The 17297-nt window shown below is 71.7% G+C and carries 14 protein-coding genes; 6 read left to right on the forward strand and 8 right to left on the reverse strand.

What is annotated here, in order from left to right; translation table 11 throughout:
* Nucleotides 1-52: 52 nt before the first annotated feature.
* The 4 genes from rapZ to uvrA all read right to left on the reverse strand — a co-directional run bounded on the left by rapZ (nt 53) and on the right by uvrA (nt 6750).
* Nucleotides 53-883 (reverse strand): RNase adapter RapZ, encoded by an 831-nt coding sequence (gene rapZ / locus ABTX81_RS31485; protein ID WP_350567636.1) that lies wholly within the window; start codon nt 881-883, stop codon nt 53-55.
* 199 nt (nt 884-1082) lie between these two features.
* Nucleotides 1083-3119, reverse strand: a complete 2037-nt coding sequence (uvrC, locus tag ABTX81_RS31490) for an excinuclease ABC subunit UvrC (protein WP_350552751.1) — start codon at nt 3117-3119, stop codon at nt 1083-1085.
* Nucleotides 3120-3170: 51 nt separating this feature from the next.
* Complete coding sequence (locus ABTX81_RS31495; RefSeq protein ID WP_350552754.1) at nt 3171-3605, reverse strand: Rieske (2Fe-2S) protein; 435 nt, start codon at nt 3603-3605, stop codon at nt 3171-3173.
* Nucleotides 3606-3798: 193 nt separating this feature from the next.
* Entirely contained in the window at nt 3799-6750 is a 2952-nt protein-coding gene (gene uvrA / locus ABTX81_RS31500) for an excinuclease ABC subunit UvrA (protein WP_350552757.1), read from the reverse strand.
* Between the two features lie 281 nt (nt 6751-7031).
* Here uvrA and ABTX81_RS31505 point away from each other — a divergent pair, with 281 nt between their 5' ends.
* Together ABTX81_RS31505 and ABTX81_RS31510 are read left to right on the forward strand one after the other, a co-directional pair.
* Nucleotides 7032-7781 (forward strand): maleylpyruvate isomerase family mycothiol-dependent enzyme, encoded by a 750-nt coding sequence (locus ABTX81_RS31505; protein ID WP_350552760.1) that lies wholly within the window; start codon nt 7032-7034, stop codon nt 7779-7781.
* Between the two features lie 64 nt (nt 7782-7845).
* Nucleotides 7846-8499 (forward strand): MBL fold metallo-hydrolase, encoded by a 654-nt coding sequence (locus tag ABTX81_RS31510; RefSeq protein ID WP_350552763.1) that lies wholly within the window; start codon nt 7846-7848, stop codon nt 8497-8499.
* Nucleotides 8500-8578: 79 nt separating this feature from the next.
* Here the strand turns inward: ABTX81_RS31510 and ABTX81_RS31515 are convergent, their stop codons facing one another.
* From ABTX81_RS31515 to zapE, 4 genes are all read right to left on the reverse strand, one after another.
* Nucleotides 8579-9562, reverse strand: a complete 984-nt coding sequence (locus ABTX81_RS31515) for a TerC family protein (protein ID WP_350552766.1) — start codon at nt 9560-9562, stop codon at nt 8579-8581.
* Between the two features lie 266 nt (nt 9563-9828).
* A complete protein-coding gene (locus tag ABTX81_RS31520; RefSeq protein WP_350552769.1) occupies nt 9829-10410 on the reverse strand; it encodes a TerD family protein in 582 nt (193 codons plus the stop codon).
* Between the two features lie 258 nt (nt 10411-10668).
* Complete coding sequence (gene uvrB / locus ABTX81_RS31525) at nt 10669-12768, reverse strand: excinuclease ABC subunit UvrB (RefSeq protein ID WP_350552772.1); 2100 nt, start codon at nt 12766-12768, stop codon at nt 10669-10671.
* A 36-nt stretch (nt 12769-12804) separates the two neighbouring features.
* Nucleotides 12805-13857 (reverse strand): cell division protein ZapE, encoded by a 1053-nt coding sequence (gene zapE / locus ABTX81_RS31530; protein ID WP_350552775.1) that lies wholly within the window; start codon nt 13855-13857, stop codon nt 12805-12807.
* 64 nt (nt 13858-13921) lie between these two features.
* Here zapE and ABTX81_RS31535 point away from each other — a divergent pair, with 64 nt between their 5' ends.
* The 4 genes from ABTX81_RS31535 to msrB all read left to right on the forward strand — a co-directional run bounded on the left by ABTX81_RS31535 (nt 13922) and on the right by msrB (nt 17254).
* On the forward strand, nt 13922-14689 hold the full coding sequence (locus tag ABTX81_RS31535; RefSeq protein WP_350552778.1) for a pyrimidine reductase family protein: 768 nt from the start codon (nt 13922-13924) through the stop codon (nt 14687-14689).
* Between the two features lie 141 nt (nt 14690-14830).
* On the forward strand, nt 14831-15292 hold the full coding sequence (locus ABTX81_RS31540; protein WP_350552781.1) for an indole-3-glycerol phosphate synthase: 462 nt from the start codon (nt 14831-14833) through the stop codon (nt 15290-15292).
* 102 nt (nt 15293-15394) lie between these two features.
* A complete protein-coding gene (gene murC / locus ABTX81_RS31545) occupies nt 15395-16819 on the forward strand; it encodes a UDP-N-acetylmuramate--L-alanine ligase (RefSeq protein WP_350552784.1) in 1425 nt (474 codons plus the stop codon).
* Nucleotides 16820-16849: 30 nt separating this feature from the next.
* Complete coding sequence (gene msrB, locus ABTX81_RS31550; RefSeq protein ID WP_350552787.1) at nt 16850-17254, forward strand: peptide-methionine (R)-S-oxide reductase MsrB; 405 nt, start codon at nt 16850-16852, stop codon at nt 17252-17254.
* Nucleotides 17255-17297 lie beyond the last annotated feature (43 nt).

Below are 17297 nucleotides of genomic sequence, written 5' to 3' on the forward strand. Positions count from 1 at the left end.
GTTCCTGTCGCCCGCCGCCGGCCTCCGCCGGCGGCCCGGCAGGGCGCGGCGGCTACTCCCGTCCCATGTCACGGTGGACGAGCACCGTTTCCACTCCGTCCGCGATGAGACGCTTCGTCAGGCGCTCGGACATCGCGACGCTGCGGTGCTTGCCACCGGTGCAGCCTACGGCAAGGGTCATATAACGCTTCCCCTCGCGGCGGTAGCCCTCGGTGACGATGCGCAGCAGCTCGGCGTAGCCGTTGAGGAACTCGTTGGCGCCGGGCTGCTGGAAGACGTAGTCGGCGACGTCCGCGTCGGTGCCGGTACGGGCCCGCAGTTCGGGCACCCAGTGCGGGTTGGGCAGGAAGCGGCAGTCCACCACGAGGTCGGCGTCGACCGGCAGGCCGTACTTGAAGCCGAAGGACATCACGGTGGCGCGCAGCTCGGGCTCGTCGTGGTCGGCGAACTGGGCGTCGAGCTTGGCCCGCAGCTGGTGGACGTTGAGGTTGGAGGTGTCGATCACCAGGTCGGCCTCGCCGCGCAGCTCGCGCAGCAGGTCGCGCTCCTGGGCGATGCCGTCCACGATCCGGCCGTCGGCCTGCAGCGGGTGCGGGCGGCGCACGCTCTCGAAGCGGCGCACCAGCGCCTCGTCGGAGGAGTCCAGGAAGACGACGCGCAGCCGCACGCCGCGCTTCTCCAGCTCGTCCAGCGAGGTCAGCAGGTCGTCGAAGAACTGCCGGCCGCGGACGTCCACCACGGCGCCGATCCGGGCGACGTTGCCCTGGGAGCGGGCGCCGAGGTCGACCATGGTCGGGATGAGGGCCGGCGGCAGGTTGTCCACCACGAACCAGCCCAGGTCCTCCAGGCACTTGGCGGCGGTGGAGCGGCCCGCTCCGGACATGCCGGAGATGATCACCAGCTCCGGGGTGTTCTCGCCGCCGGCCTCCGGCCGGACGGTCCCCCCGTAATCGGACACGGTCACTTCGGTTCCCCGCTCTCGGTGGTTCTGCTGTGGAGAACGCGCGTCGCGCGGGCATGCTTCCCCGGCTCACTCGGACGAGTGGGGCGGGGGCACGCCGGCTGACGGGCGGCGCCGGCCGTCATGGCGTCTCCTGGATGGGTGCGGTCTCGGGCTCGGGCGCCGCGGGCGCCGGCTCGTCGGCGCCGTCGTCGATGATCTCGCCCGTGGCGGTGTTCACGGCGGGTGCCGCGGGTGTACGGGACGACAACGCCGCCGCAACGGTCTCCGCCGTCCGCCGTCCGATGCCGGGGACGGCGCAGAGCTCGTCGACGGTGGCCGCCCGGAGCTTCTTCAGCGAGCCGAAGTGCTTGAGCAGCGCCTGACGGCGAGTCTCGCCGAGGCCGGGGACGGAGTCCAGTTCTCCGGCGGTGAGTCGCTTGGAACGCTTGCCGCGCTGGTAGGTGATGGCGAAGCGGTGGGCCTCGTCGCGGACCCGCTGGAGCAGGTAGAGGCCCTCGCTGCTGCGCGGGAGCACGACCGGGTCGTCCTCGCCGGGCAGCCAGACCTCCTCCAGGCGCTTGGCCAGGCCGCACAGGGCGACGTCGTCGATGCCGAGCTCGTCCAGGGCCCGCCGGGCGGCGGCGACCTGGGGCTGCCCGCCGTCGACGACGAGCAGCTGGGGCGGGTAGGCGAAGCGCCTGGGGCGGCCGTCCTCGCCGCGGTGGCCGTCCTCCTCCGGGCCCTCCGCCTCCTCGGGGACGGCCCATTCGCCGGTCTGCTCGCGCTCCTGGAGGTAGCGGCGGAAGCGGCGGCTGATCACCTCGTGCATCGAGCGGACGTCGTCCTGGCCCTCGAAGCCCTTGATCTGGAAGCGCCGGTACTCGCTCTTGCGGGCCAGGCCGTCCTCGAAGACGACCATCGAGGCGACCACGTCCTCGCCCTGGAGGTGGGAGATGTCGAAGCACTCGATGCGCAGCGGGACGCTGTCCAGTTCGAGCGCGTCGGCGATCTCCTGGAGGGCGCGGCTGCGGGTGGTGAGGTCGGAGGCGCGCTTGGTCTTGTGCAGCGCGAGCGCCTGCTGGGCGTTGCGCTGCACGGTGGCCATCAGGTCCTTCTTGTCGCCGCGCTGCGGGATGCGCAGGTCGACCTGGGCGCCGCGCAGGCCGCTCAGCCAGTCGCGGACCGGCTCGACGGGGTCGGGCAGCGCGGGGACCAGCACCTCGCGCGGGACGGACTCGCTGCCGCCGCCGTAGAGCTGCTGGAGGGCGTGCTCGACCAGGCCGGCGGTGTCGACGTCCTCGACCTTGTCGGTGACCCAGCCGCGCTGGCCGCGGACCCGGCCGCCGCGGACGTGGAAGATCTGGACGGCGGCCTCGAGTTCGTCCTCGGCGACGGCGAGCAGGTCGGCGTCGGTGGCGTCGGCGAGGACGATGGCGTTCTTCTCCATGGCCCGCTTGAGCGCGCCGATGTCGTCGCGCAGCCGGGCCGCCTTCTCGTACTCCAGGTCGGCGGCGGCCTCCTGCATCTCGGTCTCCAGCCGGCGCAGGTAGTTGCCGGTGCGCCCGGCCATGAAGTCGCAGAAGTCCTCGGCGAGGGCGCGGTGCTCCTCGGCCGAGACCCGGCCGACGCAGGGCGCGGCGCACTTGCCGATGTAGCCGAGCAGGCAGGGGCGGCCGACCTGGCGGGCGCGCTTGAAGACGCCGTTGGAGCAGGTGCGGACCGGGAAGACGCGCAGCAGCAGGTCGACGGTCTCGCGGATCGCCCAGGCGTGGCCGTAGGGGCCGAAGTAGCGCACGCCCTTCTTGTGCGCGCCGCGCATCACCTGGACCCGCGGGTACTCCTCGTTGAGGGTGACGGCGAGTTCCGGATAGCTCTTGTCGTCGCGGTACTTGACGTTGAACCGGGGGTCGAACTCCTTGATCCAGGAGTACTCCAGCTGGAGCGCCTCGACCTCGGTGGAGACGACGGTCCACTCCACCGAGGCGGCGGTGGTGACCATGGTGGCGGTGCGCGGGTGCAGCCCGGCGAGGTCCTGGAAGTAGGAGGACAGCCGGGGCCGCAGGCTCTTGGCCTTGCCGACGTAGATGACCCGCCCGTGGGCGTCGCGGAACTTGTAGACACCGGGCGAGGCGGGGATCGCACCCGGCGCCGGGCGGTAGGTGGACGGGTCAGCCATGGGTCCACCGTACCGACTCGGGCCGGGGGCGCGTGCGGGAGATCAACTGCTTCAGCGCGGGGTCACCTTGAGGTTGCCGCCCTCGACCGCCACGGTGTACTCGGGCAGCGGGGTGGGGGCCGGGCCGCCCAGCACGGCGCCGTCGGTGATGCCGAACATGCTGCTGTGACAGGGGCATTGGATCTTCTGGTTCTTGACCTGGTCGACGATGCAGCCGGCGTGGGTGCACTTGGCGCTGAACGCCTTGTACTGGCCCTCGGTGGGCTGGGTGACGACGATCTTCTTCTCGCGGTAGACGGTGCCGCCGCCGACCGGGACGGCGGAGGCGGGGCCGACGTCCACCGGGGTCTTGTCGGCGGAGCCGGAGTCGGAGGAGGACGAGGAGCAGCCGGAGACGGCGAGGGTGCCGCCGGCGGCGAGCACGGCCGCGGCCCCGCAGAGCAGGGTGCGGCGGGTGGGGACGGGGCTGTCGGGGGCCTCGGACATGGCGTTCGCTCCTGGTCGCACAGTGGCCGGCGGCTGCGGGCCGCCCGGCAGTCTATGCGGCCCCTCCTGAGCTCGCTCGCCTCCGGTGCGCTCCGGGTCCGGTGCCGGAGGGCGCGCCGGCGCGCCCTTCGGCTCGCTCGCCGACACCGGCCGCCCCCGGTACGTCCGGGGGCGGCCGTGATCGTGGCGCGGGCTACTTCTTGGCCGCTACCGCCCGCTTGCGCGGAGCTGCGGCCTTGGCCGGTGCCTTGGCCGTCCTGGCGGGCGCCTTGGCGGCCGTCCGCCGCACCGGGGCGTCGGCGAAGTCGCCCGGCAGGATGTCGCGCAGGAACTTGCCGGTGTGGCTCTCCGGCACGGCGGCGATCTCCTCGGGGGTGCCCTCGGCGACCACGGTGCCACCGCCGGAGCCGCCCTCGGGGCCCATGTCGACGATCCAGTCGGCGGTCTTGATGACGTCGAGGTTGTGCTCGATGACGATGACCGTGTTGCCCTTGTCCACCAGGCCGGTGAGGACCTTGATCAGCTTGCTGATGTCCTCGAAGTGCAGACCGGTGGTGGGCTCGTCCAGCACGTAGACGGTCCGGCCGGTGGAGCGCTTCTGCAGCTCGGAGGCGAGCTTGACGCGCTGGGCCTCGCCGCCGGAGAGGGTGGGCGCGGACTGGCCGAGCCGGACGTAGCCGAGGCCGACGTCGTTGAGCGTCCGCAGGTGGCGGGCGATCGCCGGGACGGCCTCGAAGAAGCCGAGCGCCTCCTCGATCGGCATGTCCAGCACCTCGGCGATGGACTTGCCCTTGTAGTGGACCTCCAGCGTCTCCCGGTTGTACCGGGCGCCGTGGCAGACCTCGCACGGCACGTAGACGTCCGGCAGGAAGTTCATCTCGATCTTGATGGTGCCGTCGCCGGAGCAGTTCTCGCAGCGGCCGCCCTTGACGTTGAACGAGAACCGGCCGGGCAGGTAGCCGCGGACCTTGGCCTCCTGGGTCTCCGCGAAGAGCCGCCGGACGTGGTCGAACACGCCGGTGTAGGTGGCCGGGTTGGAGCGCGGGGTGCGGCCGATCGGCGACTGGTCGACGTGCACCACCTTGTCCACCAGGTCGGTGCCGGTGATCCGGGTGTGCCGGCCGGGCACCGTGCGGGCGCCGTTCAGCTCCCGGGCGAGGTGGGTGTAGAGGATGTCGTTGACCAGGGTGGACTTGCCCGAGCCGGAGACACCGGTGATCGCGGTGAAGGTGCCGAGCGGGAAGCCGACCGTGACGTCCTTGAGGTTGTGCTCGCGGGCGCCGTGCACGGTGAGCTGGCGCTTCTTGTCCCGGGCGCGGCGGTCGTCCGGGATCGGGATGGAGCGCTTGCCGGAGAGGTACTGGCCGGTCAGCGACTCCTTGTTGCCGAGCAGCTGCTTCAGCGAGCCGGAGTGCACCACCTTGCCGCCGTGCTCGCCGGCGCCGGGGCCGATGTCGACCACCCAGTCGGCCATCTTGATGGTGTCCTCGTCGTGCTCGACGACGATCAGCGTGTTGCCGATGTCGCGCAGCCGGACCAGGGTCTCGATCAGCCGGTGGTTGTCGCGCTGGTGCAGGCCGATGGACGGCTCGTCCAGCACGTAGAGCACGCCGACCAGGCCGGAGCCGATCTGGGTGGCGAGCCGGATGCGCTGGGCCTCGCCGCCGGAGAGCGTGCCGGCCGCGCGGTCGAGCGAGAGGTAGTCCAGGCCGACGTCGACCAGGAAGCGCAGCCGCTCGTTGACCTCCTTGAGGACCCGCTCGGCGATCTGCTTGTCCCGGGCGTTGAGCCTCATCGCGCCGAGGAAGTCCGAGCAGTCGCTGATCGACATCGAGGAGACGTCGGCGATCGAGCGGCCCTCGACGGTGACCGCGAGCACCACCGGCTTGAGCCGGGTGCCGCGGCAGGTCGGGCAGGGCACCTCGCGCATGTAGCCCTCGAAGCGCTCGCGGCTGGAGTCGCTCTCGGCTTCCTGGTGGCGGCGCTGGATGAACGGCACCGCGCCCTCGAAGCCGGTGCTGTAGGAGCGGTCGCGCCCGTAGCGGTTGCGGTAGCGGACCTGCACCTGGTGCTTGTGTCCGTGGAGCAGCGCCTTCTTGGCGCGGGCCGGCAGCCCGGCCCAGGGGATGTCGGTGCGGAAGCCCAGCTCGCCGGCGAGGGCGTCGATCAGCCGCTGGAAGTACTCCTTGGTGTGGCCGCCGGACCACGGGTGGATGGCGCCCTCGTCCAGCGAGCGCTCCTCGTCGGGCACCACCAGCTCCGGGTCCACCTCCATCCGGTTGCCGAGGCCGGAGCAGTCCGGGCAGGCGCCGAACGGCGAGTTGAAGGAGAACGAGCGGGGCTCCAGCTCCTCGAACGACACGTCGTCGTAGGGGCAGTAGAGGTGCTCGGAGTACATCCGCTCGCGCTCGGGGTCGTCCTCGGGGAGGTCGACGAAGTCGAGCACCACCATGCCGCCGCTCAGCCGCAGGGCGGTCTCCACCGAGTCGGTCAGCCGGCGCTTGGCGCTCTCCTTGACGGTGAGGCGGTCGATCACCACCTCGACGGTGTGCTTCTCCTGCTTCTTCAGCTTGGGCGGCTCGGCGAGCTGGATCGTCGCGCCGTCCACCCGGGCCCGGGCGTAGCCCTTGGACTGGAGGTCGGCGAAGAGGTCGACGAACTCGCCCTTGCGCTCGCGGACCACCGGGCTGAGCACCTGGAAGCGGGTGCCCTCGGCGAGTTCGAGCACCTTGTCGACGATGGCCTGCGGGGACTGCTTGGCGATCGGGCGGCCGCAGTGCGGGCAGTGCGGCTTGCCGATCCGGGCGAACAGCAGGCGGAGGTAGTCGTAGACCTCGGTGATGGTGCCGACGGTCGACCGCGGGTTGCGGTTGGTGGACTTCTGGTCGATCGAGACGGCCGGGGAGAGGCCCTCGATGAAGTCCACGTCGGGCTTGTCCATCTGGCCGAGGAACTGGCGGGCGTAGGACGACAGCGACTCGACGTAGCGGCGCTGGCCCTCGGCGAAGATGGTGTCGAAGGCGAGCGAGGACTTGCCGGAGCCGGAGAGGCCCGTGAAGACGATGAGGGAGTCGCGGGGCAGGTCGAGCGAGACGTTCTTGAGGTTGTGCTCGCGAGCACCGCGGACGATGAGGCGGTCGGCCACTGCTTCTGGCGCCTTTCTCCGGGGCGAGAGGGCTGGTGAACGAAAAGGTGTGCTTCTTCCAGGATGCGGCAGCCAGCCTACTAGCTCACGCGTTCGATTAACGACCATGTCCAGCCGGGTCCACCCGAACGAGTGAGGACGGCTTGCGGAGCCTTGACGTTCGCTCCGCGAAAGCCCCTGCTCAGCGGCGAGGAACGGCGGTAGCGTCGTCCCCGGCGTCACCCCCTCAACGAGCGGAGCCCCCCAGGGCAACGCGCCGCCCCTCCTGGAAGGCCGATCCGATGACCGACCCGCAGTCCGCCGCAGCCTCCTCCTCCGCCGCCCGTGCCGCGCGCTACCTCGCGCTGGTCGAGGAGAGCACCCGGCACCTGCTGCACACCGTCGGCGAGCTCAAGCCCGACGCCGTCGCCGAGCCCTCCGCGCTGCCCGGCTGGACCCGCGGCCACGTCCTGGCCCACCTCGCCCGCAACGCCGACTCCCTGGTCAACCTGCTGGACGGCGCCCGCACCGGCACCGACATCCCGCAGTACCCGAGCGAGGAGGCCCGCGACCTGGGCATCGAGGAGGGCGCGCCCCGCCCGGCGGACGTCCAGCTCGCCGACCTGCGCGCCACCGGCGAGCGATTCGCCGCGGCCGCCGCCCTGCTGCCCGCCGAGGCCTGGGCCGCCGAGGTCCGCCACCGCAGCGGCTACCTCTTCCCGGCCTCCGACATCCCGTGGAGGCGCCTGATGGAGGTCGAGTACCACCACGTCGACCTGGACGCCGGCTACACCCCCGCGCACTGGCCGGCCGAGTTCGCGTCCGCCGAGTTCCGCCGCCTCGCCGGCAAGCTCGCCGGCGCCGGGCTGCCCGCCGTCGAGCTGTTCGCCGAGGACACCGCCGAGCGCGCCGTGATCGGCACCGGCACCCCCGCCCTGACCGTCGAGGGCCCGGTCCGCGCCCTGCTCGCCTGGCTCTCCGGCCGCGCCGACGGCGACGGCCTGCGCCGCACCCCCGCCACCCCCCTGCCCGCCCTCCCCCCTCTGGGCTGAGCGGCCCGCCGAGGCCGTTGTACGCGAAGATGACCCCAGGACCCACACCACGAGGAGCGGACGGATGACGTACCACGGAGCGGTCAAGGTCGGCGGGCCGCCGGACGTGCGCGAGCTGGCGCATCTGATCATCACCAAGGTCGCGGTCGGCCCGTACGACAACAACGCCTACCTGCTGCGCTGCCGTGACACCGACGAGCAGCTGCTGATCGACGCGGCCGCGGAGGCGCCGGTGCTGCTGGAGACGGTGGGCGAGAGCCTGGCGACCGTGGTCACCACCCACCGGCACCACGACCACTGGGGGGCGCTGGCCGAGGTGGTCGCCGCCACCGGGGCGCGCACGGCGGCCGGGGAGCACGACGCGGAGGGCATCGACGTCCCCACCGCGCTGCCGCTCGCGGACGGCGACACCCTCACGGTGGGCCGCTGCGCGCTGACCGTCCGGCACCTGGTCGGCCACACCCCGGGGGCGATCGTGCTGGTCTACGACGACCCGCAGGGCCACCCGCACGTCTTCACCGGCGACTGCCTGTTCCCCGGCGGGATCGGGAACACCTGGGGCGACAAGGAGGCCTTCGCGAGCCTCTTCCGGGACGTCAACGAGAAGATCTTCGACGCCCTGCCGGACGAGGCCTGGATCTACCCCGGCCACGGCAACGACACCACCCTCGGCGCCGAGCGCCCGCACCTGCCCGAGTGGCGCGAGCGCGGCTGGTAGCCGCCGGGAGACGAACGGGGGCGGGCCCGCGACCGCTGCTCGGTCGCGGGCCCGCCCGGCTCCGGGGGGAGGTTCCGCGTCAGGCGTCCAGCTTCTGCGCCTCGTCCGGCTCGGCCGGCACGGCCCGCTTGGAGGCCATCAGGCTGGTCACGGTGGTGATCGCGAGGACCACCACGATGAAGCCCAGCGAGAACGGGATGCCGATCTCCGGCACGTGCACGCCCTGCTCGTGCAGCGCGTGCAGCACGAGCTTCACGCCGATGAAGCCGAGGATCACCGACAGGCCGTACGAGAGGTGGACCAGCTTCTTCAGCAGGCCGCCGATCAGGAAGTACAGCTGGCGCAGGCCCATCAGGGCGAAGGCGTTGGCGGTGAAGACGATGTACGGGTCCTGGGTCAGGCCGAAGATCGCCGGGATCGAGTCCAGCGCGAACAGGACGTCGGTGGTGCCGATCGCCAGCATGACGATCAGCATCGGGGTCATCAGCCGGCGGCCGTTCTCCCGGATGAAGAGCTTGGTGCCGTGGTACTTGTCGGTCGACGGGAAGCGCTTCTCGATCGACTTGAGGAGGCGGTTCTCCTCGAACTCCTCGTCCTCCTCGTCGGCCCGCGCCTCCTTGATCAGCTTCCACGCCGTCCAGATCAGGAAGCCGCCGAAGATGAAGAAGACCCAGGAGAACTGGGCGACCAGGGCGGCGCCGCCGGCGATGAAGACCGCGCGCAGCACCAGGGCGATGATCACACCGAACATCAGCACGCGCTGCTGGTAGACCCTGGGCACCGCGAACTTGCCCATGATCAGGATGAACACGAAGAGGTTGTCGACGCTGAGCGACTTCTCGGTGATGTAGCCGGCGAAGAACTCACCGGCCGGCGTCGCGCCGGAGTGCCACCAGAGGAAACCGCCGAAGATCGCGGCCAGCACCACCCAGACCGTGGTCCAGATGCCGGCTTCCTTGATCGACACCTCGTGCGGCTTGCGGCCGCCGATGAAGAAATCGGCGGTGATCAGGGCCAACAGCACCACGATGGTGCCGACCCAGAGGCTTACGGAAACGTCCACTACTGCTCCTCCGGCAGGTAGGCGAGACAGACATCGTCACTGCCGGAGGTCTCTTCCGCCCGTCGGGCGCGCGGCGGCGCGCCCGCGGACCAGCGCCCCGGGGCGCCGCGACGGGCGCCCGTGATGACGGGGACGACTGCGTGTGGGAATACTCCCCTCCGCTGCAAGAAGGGTAACAGCATCCCCAAACAAAGGTAAAGAAGGTAAAGCCCTGTCAGGTCCGCGGCCGGGCCGGGGCCGGGGGCGGGGGGCCGGGGGCGGGGCTCCTACAGGAACGGCTCGATGGCCGGCAGCAGATCCTGGAAGGTCCGCCCCTTGGCCGGGGCGCCGATCGCCTGCATCTCCCAGCCGCCGTCGCCGTCCCGGAACACCTTCGCCATGATCTGGCCGGTGTGCGGGCCGCCGCCGGTCAGCTCGTAGCGGGCCAGCTCCAGGCCGGTCGACTCGTCCACCAGCCGGCAGTGCGCGTTCTGCACCTCGGCGAAGGTCTGCCCGGTGTACGAGCTGACCGTGAACACCACCTGGGTGATCTGCGGCGGCACGTGGGCCAGGTCCACCAGGATCGACTCGTCGTCCTCCCCCGCCCCGGACCCGCCGACCAGGTTGTCCCCGGTGTGCCGCACGGAGCCGTCGGCGCTCTCCAGGTGCTGGAAGAACACCACGTCGGAGGGGGTGCGCTCGGCGTACAGCAGCGCCGAGGCGTCCAGGTCGATCTGCCTGGTGCGGCTGCCGAACAGACCCCGGCGGGGCGCCGCCTTCCAGCCCAGGCCCATCCGGACCACGGTGAGCGTCTCCCCCGGCCCCTTCTGCAGACTGACCCGCTGGCCCTTGGCAAGGTTCACCGACACGGCGCATGTCCTCTCTGCCCGGCCGCGCGGGAACCCCGCGCCGGCACCACGGTGGAACACCCCGTTGCCGTCCCCCGGCTGAGGCCCCCTCTTCCGGCCGCCCGTCCCGGAGCGGCTCCGCAGGCCAGCCTAGGCCCTGCGGTCGAACGCGCTGTCCGCCCTGTACCCCTTTGTGGCAGGGCTGAGACACCGCCGGGCTTGACCGGGAACGGAACCGGCCACGCCCGGCGGGGCGTTCTCGGGGAGCACTCCGGGCCGCTACGCGATGCCGGCCTCGCGCATCTGCCGCAGCTCCTTCTTCAGCTCCTTGACCTCGTCGCGCAGCCGGGCCGCCACCTCGAACTGGAGGTCGACGGCGGCGGCGTGCATCCGGTCCGTCATCGACTGGATCAGCTCGGCCAGCTCGGCCGCCGGCAGCGACTTCGCCGGCTTGCGGTCGACGCCCAGCGCCGGCACCGCGGTCTTGCCGCCCTTGCCGCCGCCCGCGGCGCGGTAGCCGGTGGAGAGCAGCTCCCCGGTGTCCACGTCCTCGCGGGCGAGGGTGTCCAGGATGTCGCCGATCTTCTTGCGCAGCGGCTGCGGGTCGATCCCGTGCTCCTTGTTGTACGCCTGCTGCACGGCCCGGCGGCGGTTGGTCTCGTCGATGGCCTTCTCCATCGCCGGGGTGATCCGGTCCGCGTACATGTGGACCTGGCCGGAGACGTTGCGGGCCGCGCGGCCGATGGTCTGGATCAGCGAGGTGCCGGAGCGCAGGAAGCCCTCCTTGTCCGCGTCCAGGATCGCCACCAGGGAGACCTCCGGGAGGTCCAGGCCCTCGCGCAGCAGGTTGATGCCAACCAGCACGTCGTACTCGCCGGCCCGCAGCTCGCGCAGCAGCTCGACGCGGCGCAGCGTGTCGATGTCGCTGTGCAGGTACCGCACCCGGATGTCCAGGCCGAGCATGTAGTCGGTGAGGTCCTCGGCCATCTTCTTGGTGAGCGTGGTGACCAGGACGCGCTCGTCCTTCTCCACCCGCCTGCGGACCTCGTGCACCAGGTCGTCGATCTGGCCCTCGGTCGGCTTGACGATCACCTCGGGGTCGATCAGGCCGGTCGGGCGGATGATCTGCTCGACCTGGCCGTCGCCCCGCGACAGCTCGTACTGGCCCGGGGTCGCCGACAGGTAGACGGTCTGGCCGATCCGCTCCAGGAACTCCTCCCACTTCAGCGGGCGGTTGTCCATCGCGGACGGCAGCCGGAAGCCGTGCTCGACCAGGGTGCGCTTGCGCGAGGCGTCGCCCTCGTACATCGCGCCGATCTGCGGGACGGTGACGTGCGACTCGTCGATGACCAGGAGGAAGTCCTCCGGGAAGTAGTCCAGCAGGGTGTTCGGCGGGGAGCCGGGCTCGCGGCCGTCGAAGTGCATCGAGTAGTTCTCCACGCCGGAGCAGGTGCCGATCTGGCGGAGCATCTCGAGGTCGTAGGTGGTGCGCATGCGCAGCCGCTGGGCCTCCAGCAGCTTGCCCTGCTTCTCCATCCGGGCGAGGGTCTGCTCCAGCTCCTTCTCGATGTCGTTGACCGCGCGTTCCATCCGCTCCGGGCCCGCCACGTAGTGCGAGGCCGGGAAGACGTAGACCGAGTCGTCCTGGCTGATGATCTCGCCGGTGAGCGGGTGCAGCGTGTACAGCGCCTCGATCTCGTCGCCGAACATCTCGATCCGGACGGCGAGTTCCTCGTAGACCGGGAAGATCTCGATGGTGTCGCCGCGCACCCGGAAGGTGCCGCGGGTGAAGGCGAGGTCGTTACGGGTGTACTGGATGTCGACGAAGCGCCGGAGCAGGACGTCCCGGTCGATCTCCTCCCCGACCTTCAGCCGCACCATCCGGTCCACGTACTCCTGCGGCGTGCCGAGGCCGTAGATGCAGGAGACCGACGCGACCACGACCACGTCCCGGCGGGTGAGCAGCGAGTTGGTCGCCGAGTGGCGCAGCCGCTCGACCTCCTCGTTGATCGAGGAGTCCTTCTCGATGTAGGTGTCCGTCTGCGGGACGTACGCCTCGGGCTGGTAGTAGTCGTAGTACGAGACGAAGTACTCGACCGCGTTGTTCGGCAGCAGCTCGCGGAACTCGTTCGCCAGCTGCGCGGCCAGCGTCTTGTTCGGCGCCATCACCAGGGTGGGCCGCTGCAGCTTCTCGATCATCCAGGCCGTGGTGGCCGACTTGCCGGTACCGGTGGCGCCGAGCAGGACGACGTCCTTCTCCCCGCCCCGGATCCGCCGCTCCAGCTCCGCGATCGCCGCCGGCTGGTCACCGTTGGGCTGGTAGGGACTGACGACCTCGAAGGGCGCCACTGACCGCTCAATACTCGTGATGGGTCGCACGCCTCCACCGTACGACCCACCACCGACAACCGGGGACTACCGGGCGCTGTCCCGGGCGAGGGCGACGAGGCGGGAGACGGCGCGGAGGTACTTCTTGCGGTAGCCGCCGCGGAGCAGTTCCTCGGGGAAGACCTGGTCGAAGGGGAGGCCGGAGGCGGTGATGGGGAGTTCGCGGTCGTACATGCGGTCGGCGAGGACGACCAGGCGCAGGGCGGTGGACTGGTCGTCGACCTGGTGGACGCCGCGCAGGCAGACGGCGGTGACGTCGTCCAGCAGGGCGCCGTAGCGGCTGGGGTGGACGGCGGAGAGGTGGGCGAGCAGGGCGTCGAAGTCGTCGAGGGAGGCGCCCGGGGTGCGGGCGGCGACGGCGTCGACCTCGGTGGCCGGGTAGGGCGGCGGGGCGTCCGGCAGGCCGCGGTGGCGGTAGTCCTGGCCGTCGATCCGCATCGGGCGGAAGTGCGCGGACAGGCCCTGGATCTCGCGCAGGAAGTCGGCGGCGGCGAAGCGGCCCTCGCCGAGCTTCTCGGGCAGGGTGTTGGAGGTGGCGCAGAGCTTGACGCCGTTCTCCACCAGGCGGCCGAGCAGGGTGGAGACCAGGACGGTGTCGCCCGGGTCGTCGAGCTCGAACTCGTCGATGCACAGCAGGGTGTGCCCGGAGAGGGTCCGCACGGCCTGCTGGAAGCCGAGCGCGCCGACCAGGTTGGTCAGCTCGACGAAGGTACCGAAGGCCTTGGGCCCGGGGGCGGCGTGCCAGAGCGAGGCGAGCAGGTGGGTCTTGCCGACGCCGTAGCCGCCGTCCAGGTAGATGCCGGCCGGGCCGGCCGGGGCCGGGGCGCTGCGGCGGAACCAGCTGCGCTTGGGCGCGGAACCGTTTCCGCTGTTGAGCGTGCCGGCGAACTGCTCCAGGACCTGCACGGCCTCGTACTGGCTGGGCTGGGCCGGGTCCGGGATGTACGTCCCGAAGCTCACGTCGGAGAAGCGCGGCGGCGGCACCATCTCGGCGACCAGGCGTTCGGCGGGTACGACGGGACGCCGGGAGGTGAGGGCTATCGGCTCGGTCGCGGTGGCGGGGCGGGAAGCTGCGGGCACGGTGACAAAGGGTACGCCTGGTCGGGTCGGGCCCGGGACCTGCACCCGGTGGAACACTGGGGGCATGCAACAGCTGATCAGTCCCCTGGCGGAGACCTTCGACGACCCGAGTTCGCTGGAGGCGCTGGCCGCCGTCTACGCGTACCCCGGGCAGGTGAACCACGGGCGTCCCTGGCTGCGCGCCAACATGGTGGCGGGGCTGGACGGCGGGGCCCGGCTGGACGGGCTCTCCGACGGGCTCTCCGGCGACGCCGACAAGCGGATCTTCGGGGTGCTGCGGGCGCTGTCGGACGTGGTGCTGGTGGGGGCCGAGACGGTGCGGGCGGAGGGGTACCGGCCGGCCCGGGCGCGGGCCGACTTCGCCGGGGCGCGCCGGGCGGCCGGGCAGGCGCCGGCGCCCGCGATCGCGATCGTCAGCCGCTCGCTCGGGCTGGACCTCGCGGCCCCGCTGTTCACCGAGCCGCTGGTGCGCACCGTGGTGATCACCACCGAGGACGCGCCGGTGCGCAGCCTGGCGGCGGTGACCGAGGTGGCCGACGTGATCGCGGTCGGCCGGGGCGCGGTGGACCTGCGGGCGGCGGTCGCGGCGCTGGCCGACCGGGGCTGGACGCGGATGCTGACCGAGGGCGGACCCCGGCTGCTGGGGCAGCTGGCCGCCGAGGACCTGCTGGACGAGCTGTGCCTGTCGCTGGCGCCGCTGCTCACGGGCGGCGACGCGCCGCGCATCCTCCACGACGCGCACATGCCCGACGTGCAGCGGATGCGGCTGGTCTCATTGATCGAGCAGAAAGGATTCCTCTTCACCCGCTACCTGCGTCCGCCCGCCCCGTGACCTCCGGATCGTGATCCCGCTCCCACTTGCGACGTCCTCCGCGTGGCCCGTGTGCCGGGCGGGGAGCGTGCGGAAAGCTTCCGCCGGGCAGTATGGGATGCGAAGCCGGAGCCCGGGGGCCGGTGACTGGAAGGGACTCACGTGTTCAAGACGGTACTGATGATCGAGAAGGCGCTCTCCGACGCGGACGTGGAGCTGGTCACCACGCTCCACAGCGAGGAGAGGGTGTCCTTCGTCGTCCTGATGCAGCCGCGCGGCAAGCAGGACGAGCTGCTGCGGGCGCTGGACGACGTGGCGCTCGGCCACCTGGACAAGGTGGTGCGCGAGCACGACGAGTCCGAGAGCGGACCGACGGTCGCCACCGAGTCGCTGGAGCACAGCCTGCGCCACCTGCGCGAGGCCGGTGCCGAGGCGGTCGGCGAGCTGGTCGAGGAGAAGCCGCTGGACCGGCTGCGCACCGTGGTTGAGGAGCACCAGGCGGACGAGGTGGTGGTGCTCACCTCCCCGCACTTCGTGGAGGAGTTCTTCCACCGCGACTGGGCCTCCCAGGCCCGCCACAAGGTGGGCGTCCCGGTGCTGCGGCTGTTCGCCAGCGACTCCTGAGGAGAGCCCGGCGTGGTGCAGAATCGTCCTTGCGGTCCGGCCGCGAGGACGATTCGCACGTCGTCCGCCCCTCCCTGATCCCCGCCCGTACGGAGCCCCGCCTTGAACGACGCCGCGCACGACCTGCACGCCCCGCACTTCATCGGCATCGGCGGCGCCGGGATGTCCGGCCTGGCGAAGATCCTCGCGGTGCGGGGGGCCAGCGTCTCCGGCAGCGATGCCAAGGAGTCCGAGACCGTCCGCGCGCTGCGCGAGCTCGGTGCCGGCGTGCACATCGGGCACGCCGCCGAGCACGTGCCGGACGGCGCGAGCAGCATCGTCGTCTCCAGCGCCATCCGCGCCGACAACCCGGAGCTGGTCGCCGCCCGCGAGCGCGGCATCCCGGTGGTGCACCGCTCCGACGCGCTGGCCGCGCTGATGGGCGGGCGCCGGGCGCTGGCCGTGGCCGGCACCCACGGCAAGACCACCACCACCAGCATGCTCGCCGTCGCCCTCGCCGAACTGGGCCTGGACCCGTCCTACGCGATCGGCGGCGACCTCGACGCGCCCGGTTCCAACGCCCAGCACGGCACCGGCGAGATCTTCGTCGCCGAGGCCGACGAGAGCGACCGCAGCTTCCACAAGTACGCGCCCGAGGTGGCGATCGTGCTCAACGTGGAGCTGGACCACCACGCCAACTACGCCTCGATCGACGAGATCCACGAGTCCTTCGAGACCTTCGTCGGCCGGATCGTGCCCGGCGGCACCCTGGTCGTCTCCGCCGACCACGACGGTGCCCGCGAGCTGACCGCCCGGGTGGCCGGCCGCGCGGACCTGAACGTGGTCACCGTCGGCGCCGCCGAGGACGCCGGCCTGCGGGTGCTGTCGGTCGTCGCGCGCGGCATGACCAGCGAGGTCACCGTGCTGCTGGACGGCGCCGAGCTGACCTTCACCGTCTCGGTCCCCGGCCGGCACTACGCCCACAACGCGGTCGCCGCGCTGGCCGCCGGCGTCGCGCTGGGCGTCCCGGCCGCGGACCTCGCCAAGGCGCTCGGCGCCTACACCGGGGTGCGCCGCCGGCTCCAGCTCAAGGGCGAGGCGGGCGGCGTCCAGGTGATCGACTCCTACGCCCACCACCCGACCGAGATGACCGCCGACCTGGAGGCGATCCGGGAGGCCACCGAGGGCCGCGTCCTGGTGGTCTTCCAGCCGCACCTGTTCAGCCGCACCCAGCAGCTCGCCGAGGAGATGGGCGCCGCGCTGGCGCTGGCCGACGCCTCGGTGGTGCTCGACATCTACCCGGCCCGCGAGGACCCGATTCCCGGGGTCACCAGCGAGCTGATCATCGACGCCGCCCGCCGGGCCGGCGCCGAGGTCACCGCCGAGCACGACTTCGCCGCCGCCCCCGCGCTGCTGGCCTCCCTGGCCCGCCCGGGCGACCTGCTGCTCACCATGGGCGCGGGCGACGTCACCAATCTGGGTCCGGCCGTCCTGGAACAATTGGAGAGGGGCCTGGAGCACCTCGCGAACGTTGCCACCAACGTCTGAGCCCCCGGACCCGTCGCGACTGGAGCCGTCATGAGCTACGAGATCGAGAAGACCGACGCCGAGTGGCGCGCCCAGCTCACCCCCGAGGAGTACCACGTGCTCCGGGAGGCCGGCACCGAGCGCCCGTTCACCGGCGAGTACACCGACACCAAGACCGTCGGCGTCTACGGCTGCCGGGCGTGCGGCGCCGAGCTGTTCAGCTCGGAGACCAAGTTCGACAGCCACTGCGGCTGGCCGTCCTACTACGCGCCGCTCGCCGGGGACCGCGTCCAGTACATCGAGGACACCTCGCTCGGCATGCGCCGGGTCGAGGTCCGCTGCGCCCGCTGCGGCGGCCACCTCGGCCATGTGTTCGAGGGCGAGGGCTACGGCACGCCGACCGACCAGCGGTACTGCATCAACTCGGTCTCGCTCACGCTGAAGCCGGCGGAGTGACGAGGAACGGCTGAGCGGAAGGGCCCGGACACCCCGAGGGGTG

Origin of the sequence: Kitasatospora sp. NPDC097605, assembly GCF_040302725.1 — a bacterium.
Classification (GTDB): Bacteria; Actinomycetota; Actinomycetes; order Streptomycetales; family Streptomycetaceae; genus Kitasatospora.

Bases quoted from the DNA above. Each gene is read 5' to 3' on its own strand.
- ABTX81_RS31495 (WP_350552754.1), bottom strand. From the start codon at position 3,605: ATGTCCGAGGCCCCCGACAGCCCCGTCCCCACCCGCCGCACCCTGCTC.
- rapZ (WP_350567636.1), bottom strand. From the start codon at position 883: ATGTCCGGAGCGGGCCGCTCCACCGCCGCCAAGTGCCTGGAGGACCTG.
- ABTX81_RS31510 (WP_350552763.1), top strand. From the start codon at position 7,846: ATGACGTACCACGGAGCGGTCAAGGTCGGCGGGCCGCCGGACGTGCGC.
- ABTX81_RS31535 (WP_350552778.1), top strand. From the start codon at position 13,922: ATGCAACAGCTGATCAGTCCCCTGGCGGAGACCTTCGACGACCCGAGT.
- uvrC (WP_350552751.1), bottom strand. From the start codon at position 3,119: ATGGCTGACCCGTCCACCTACCGCCCGGCGCCGGGTGCGATCCCCGCC.
- msrB (WP_350552787.1), top strand. From the start codon at position 16,850: ATGAGCTACGAGATCGAGAAGACCGACGCCGAGTGGCGCGCCCAGCTC.
- ABTX81_RS31505 (WP_350552760.1), top strand. From the start codon at position 7,032: ATGACCGACCCGCAGTCCGCCGCAGCCTCCTCCTCCGCCGCCCGTGCC.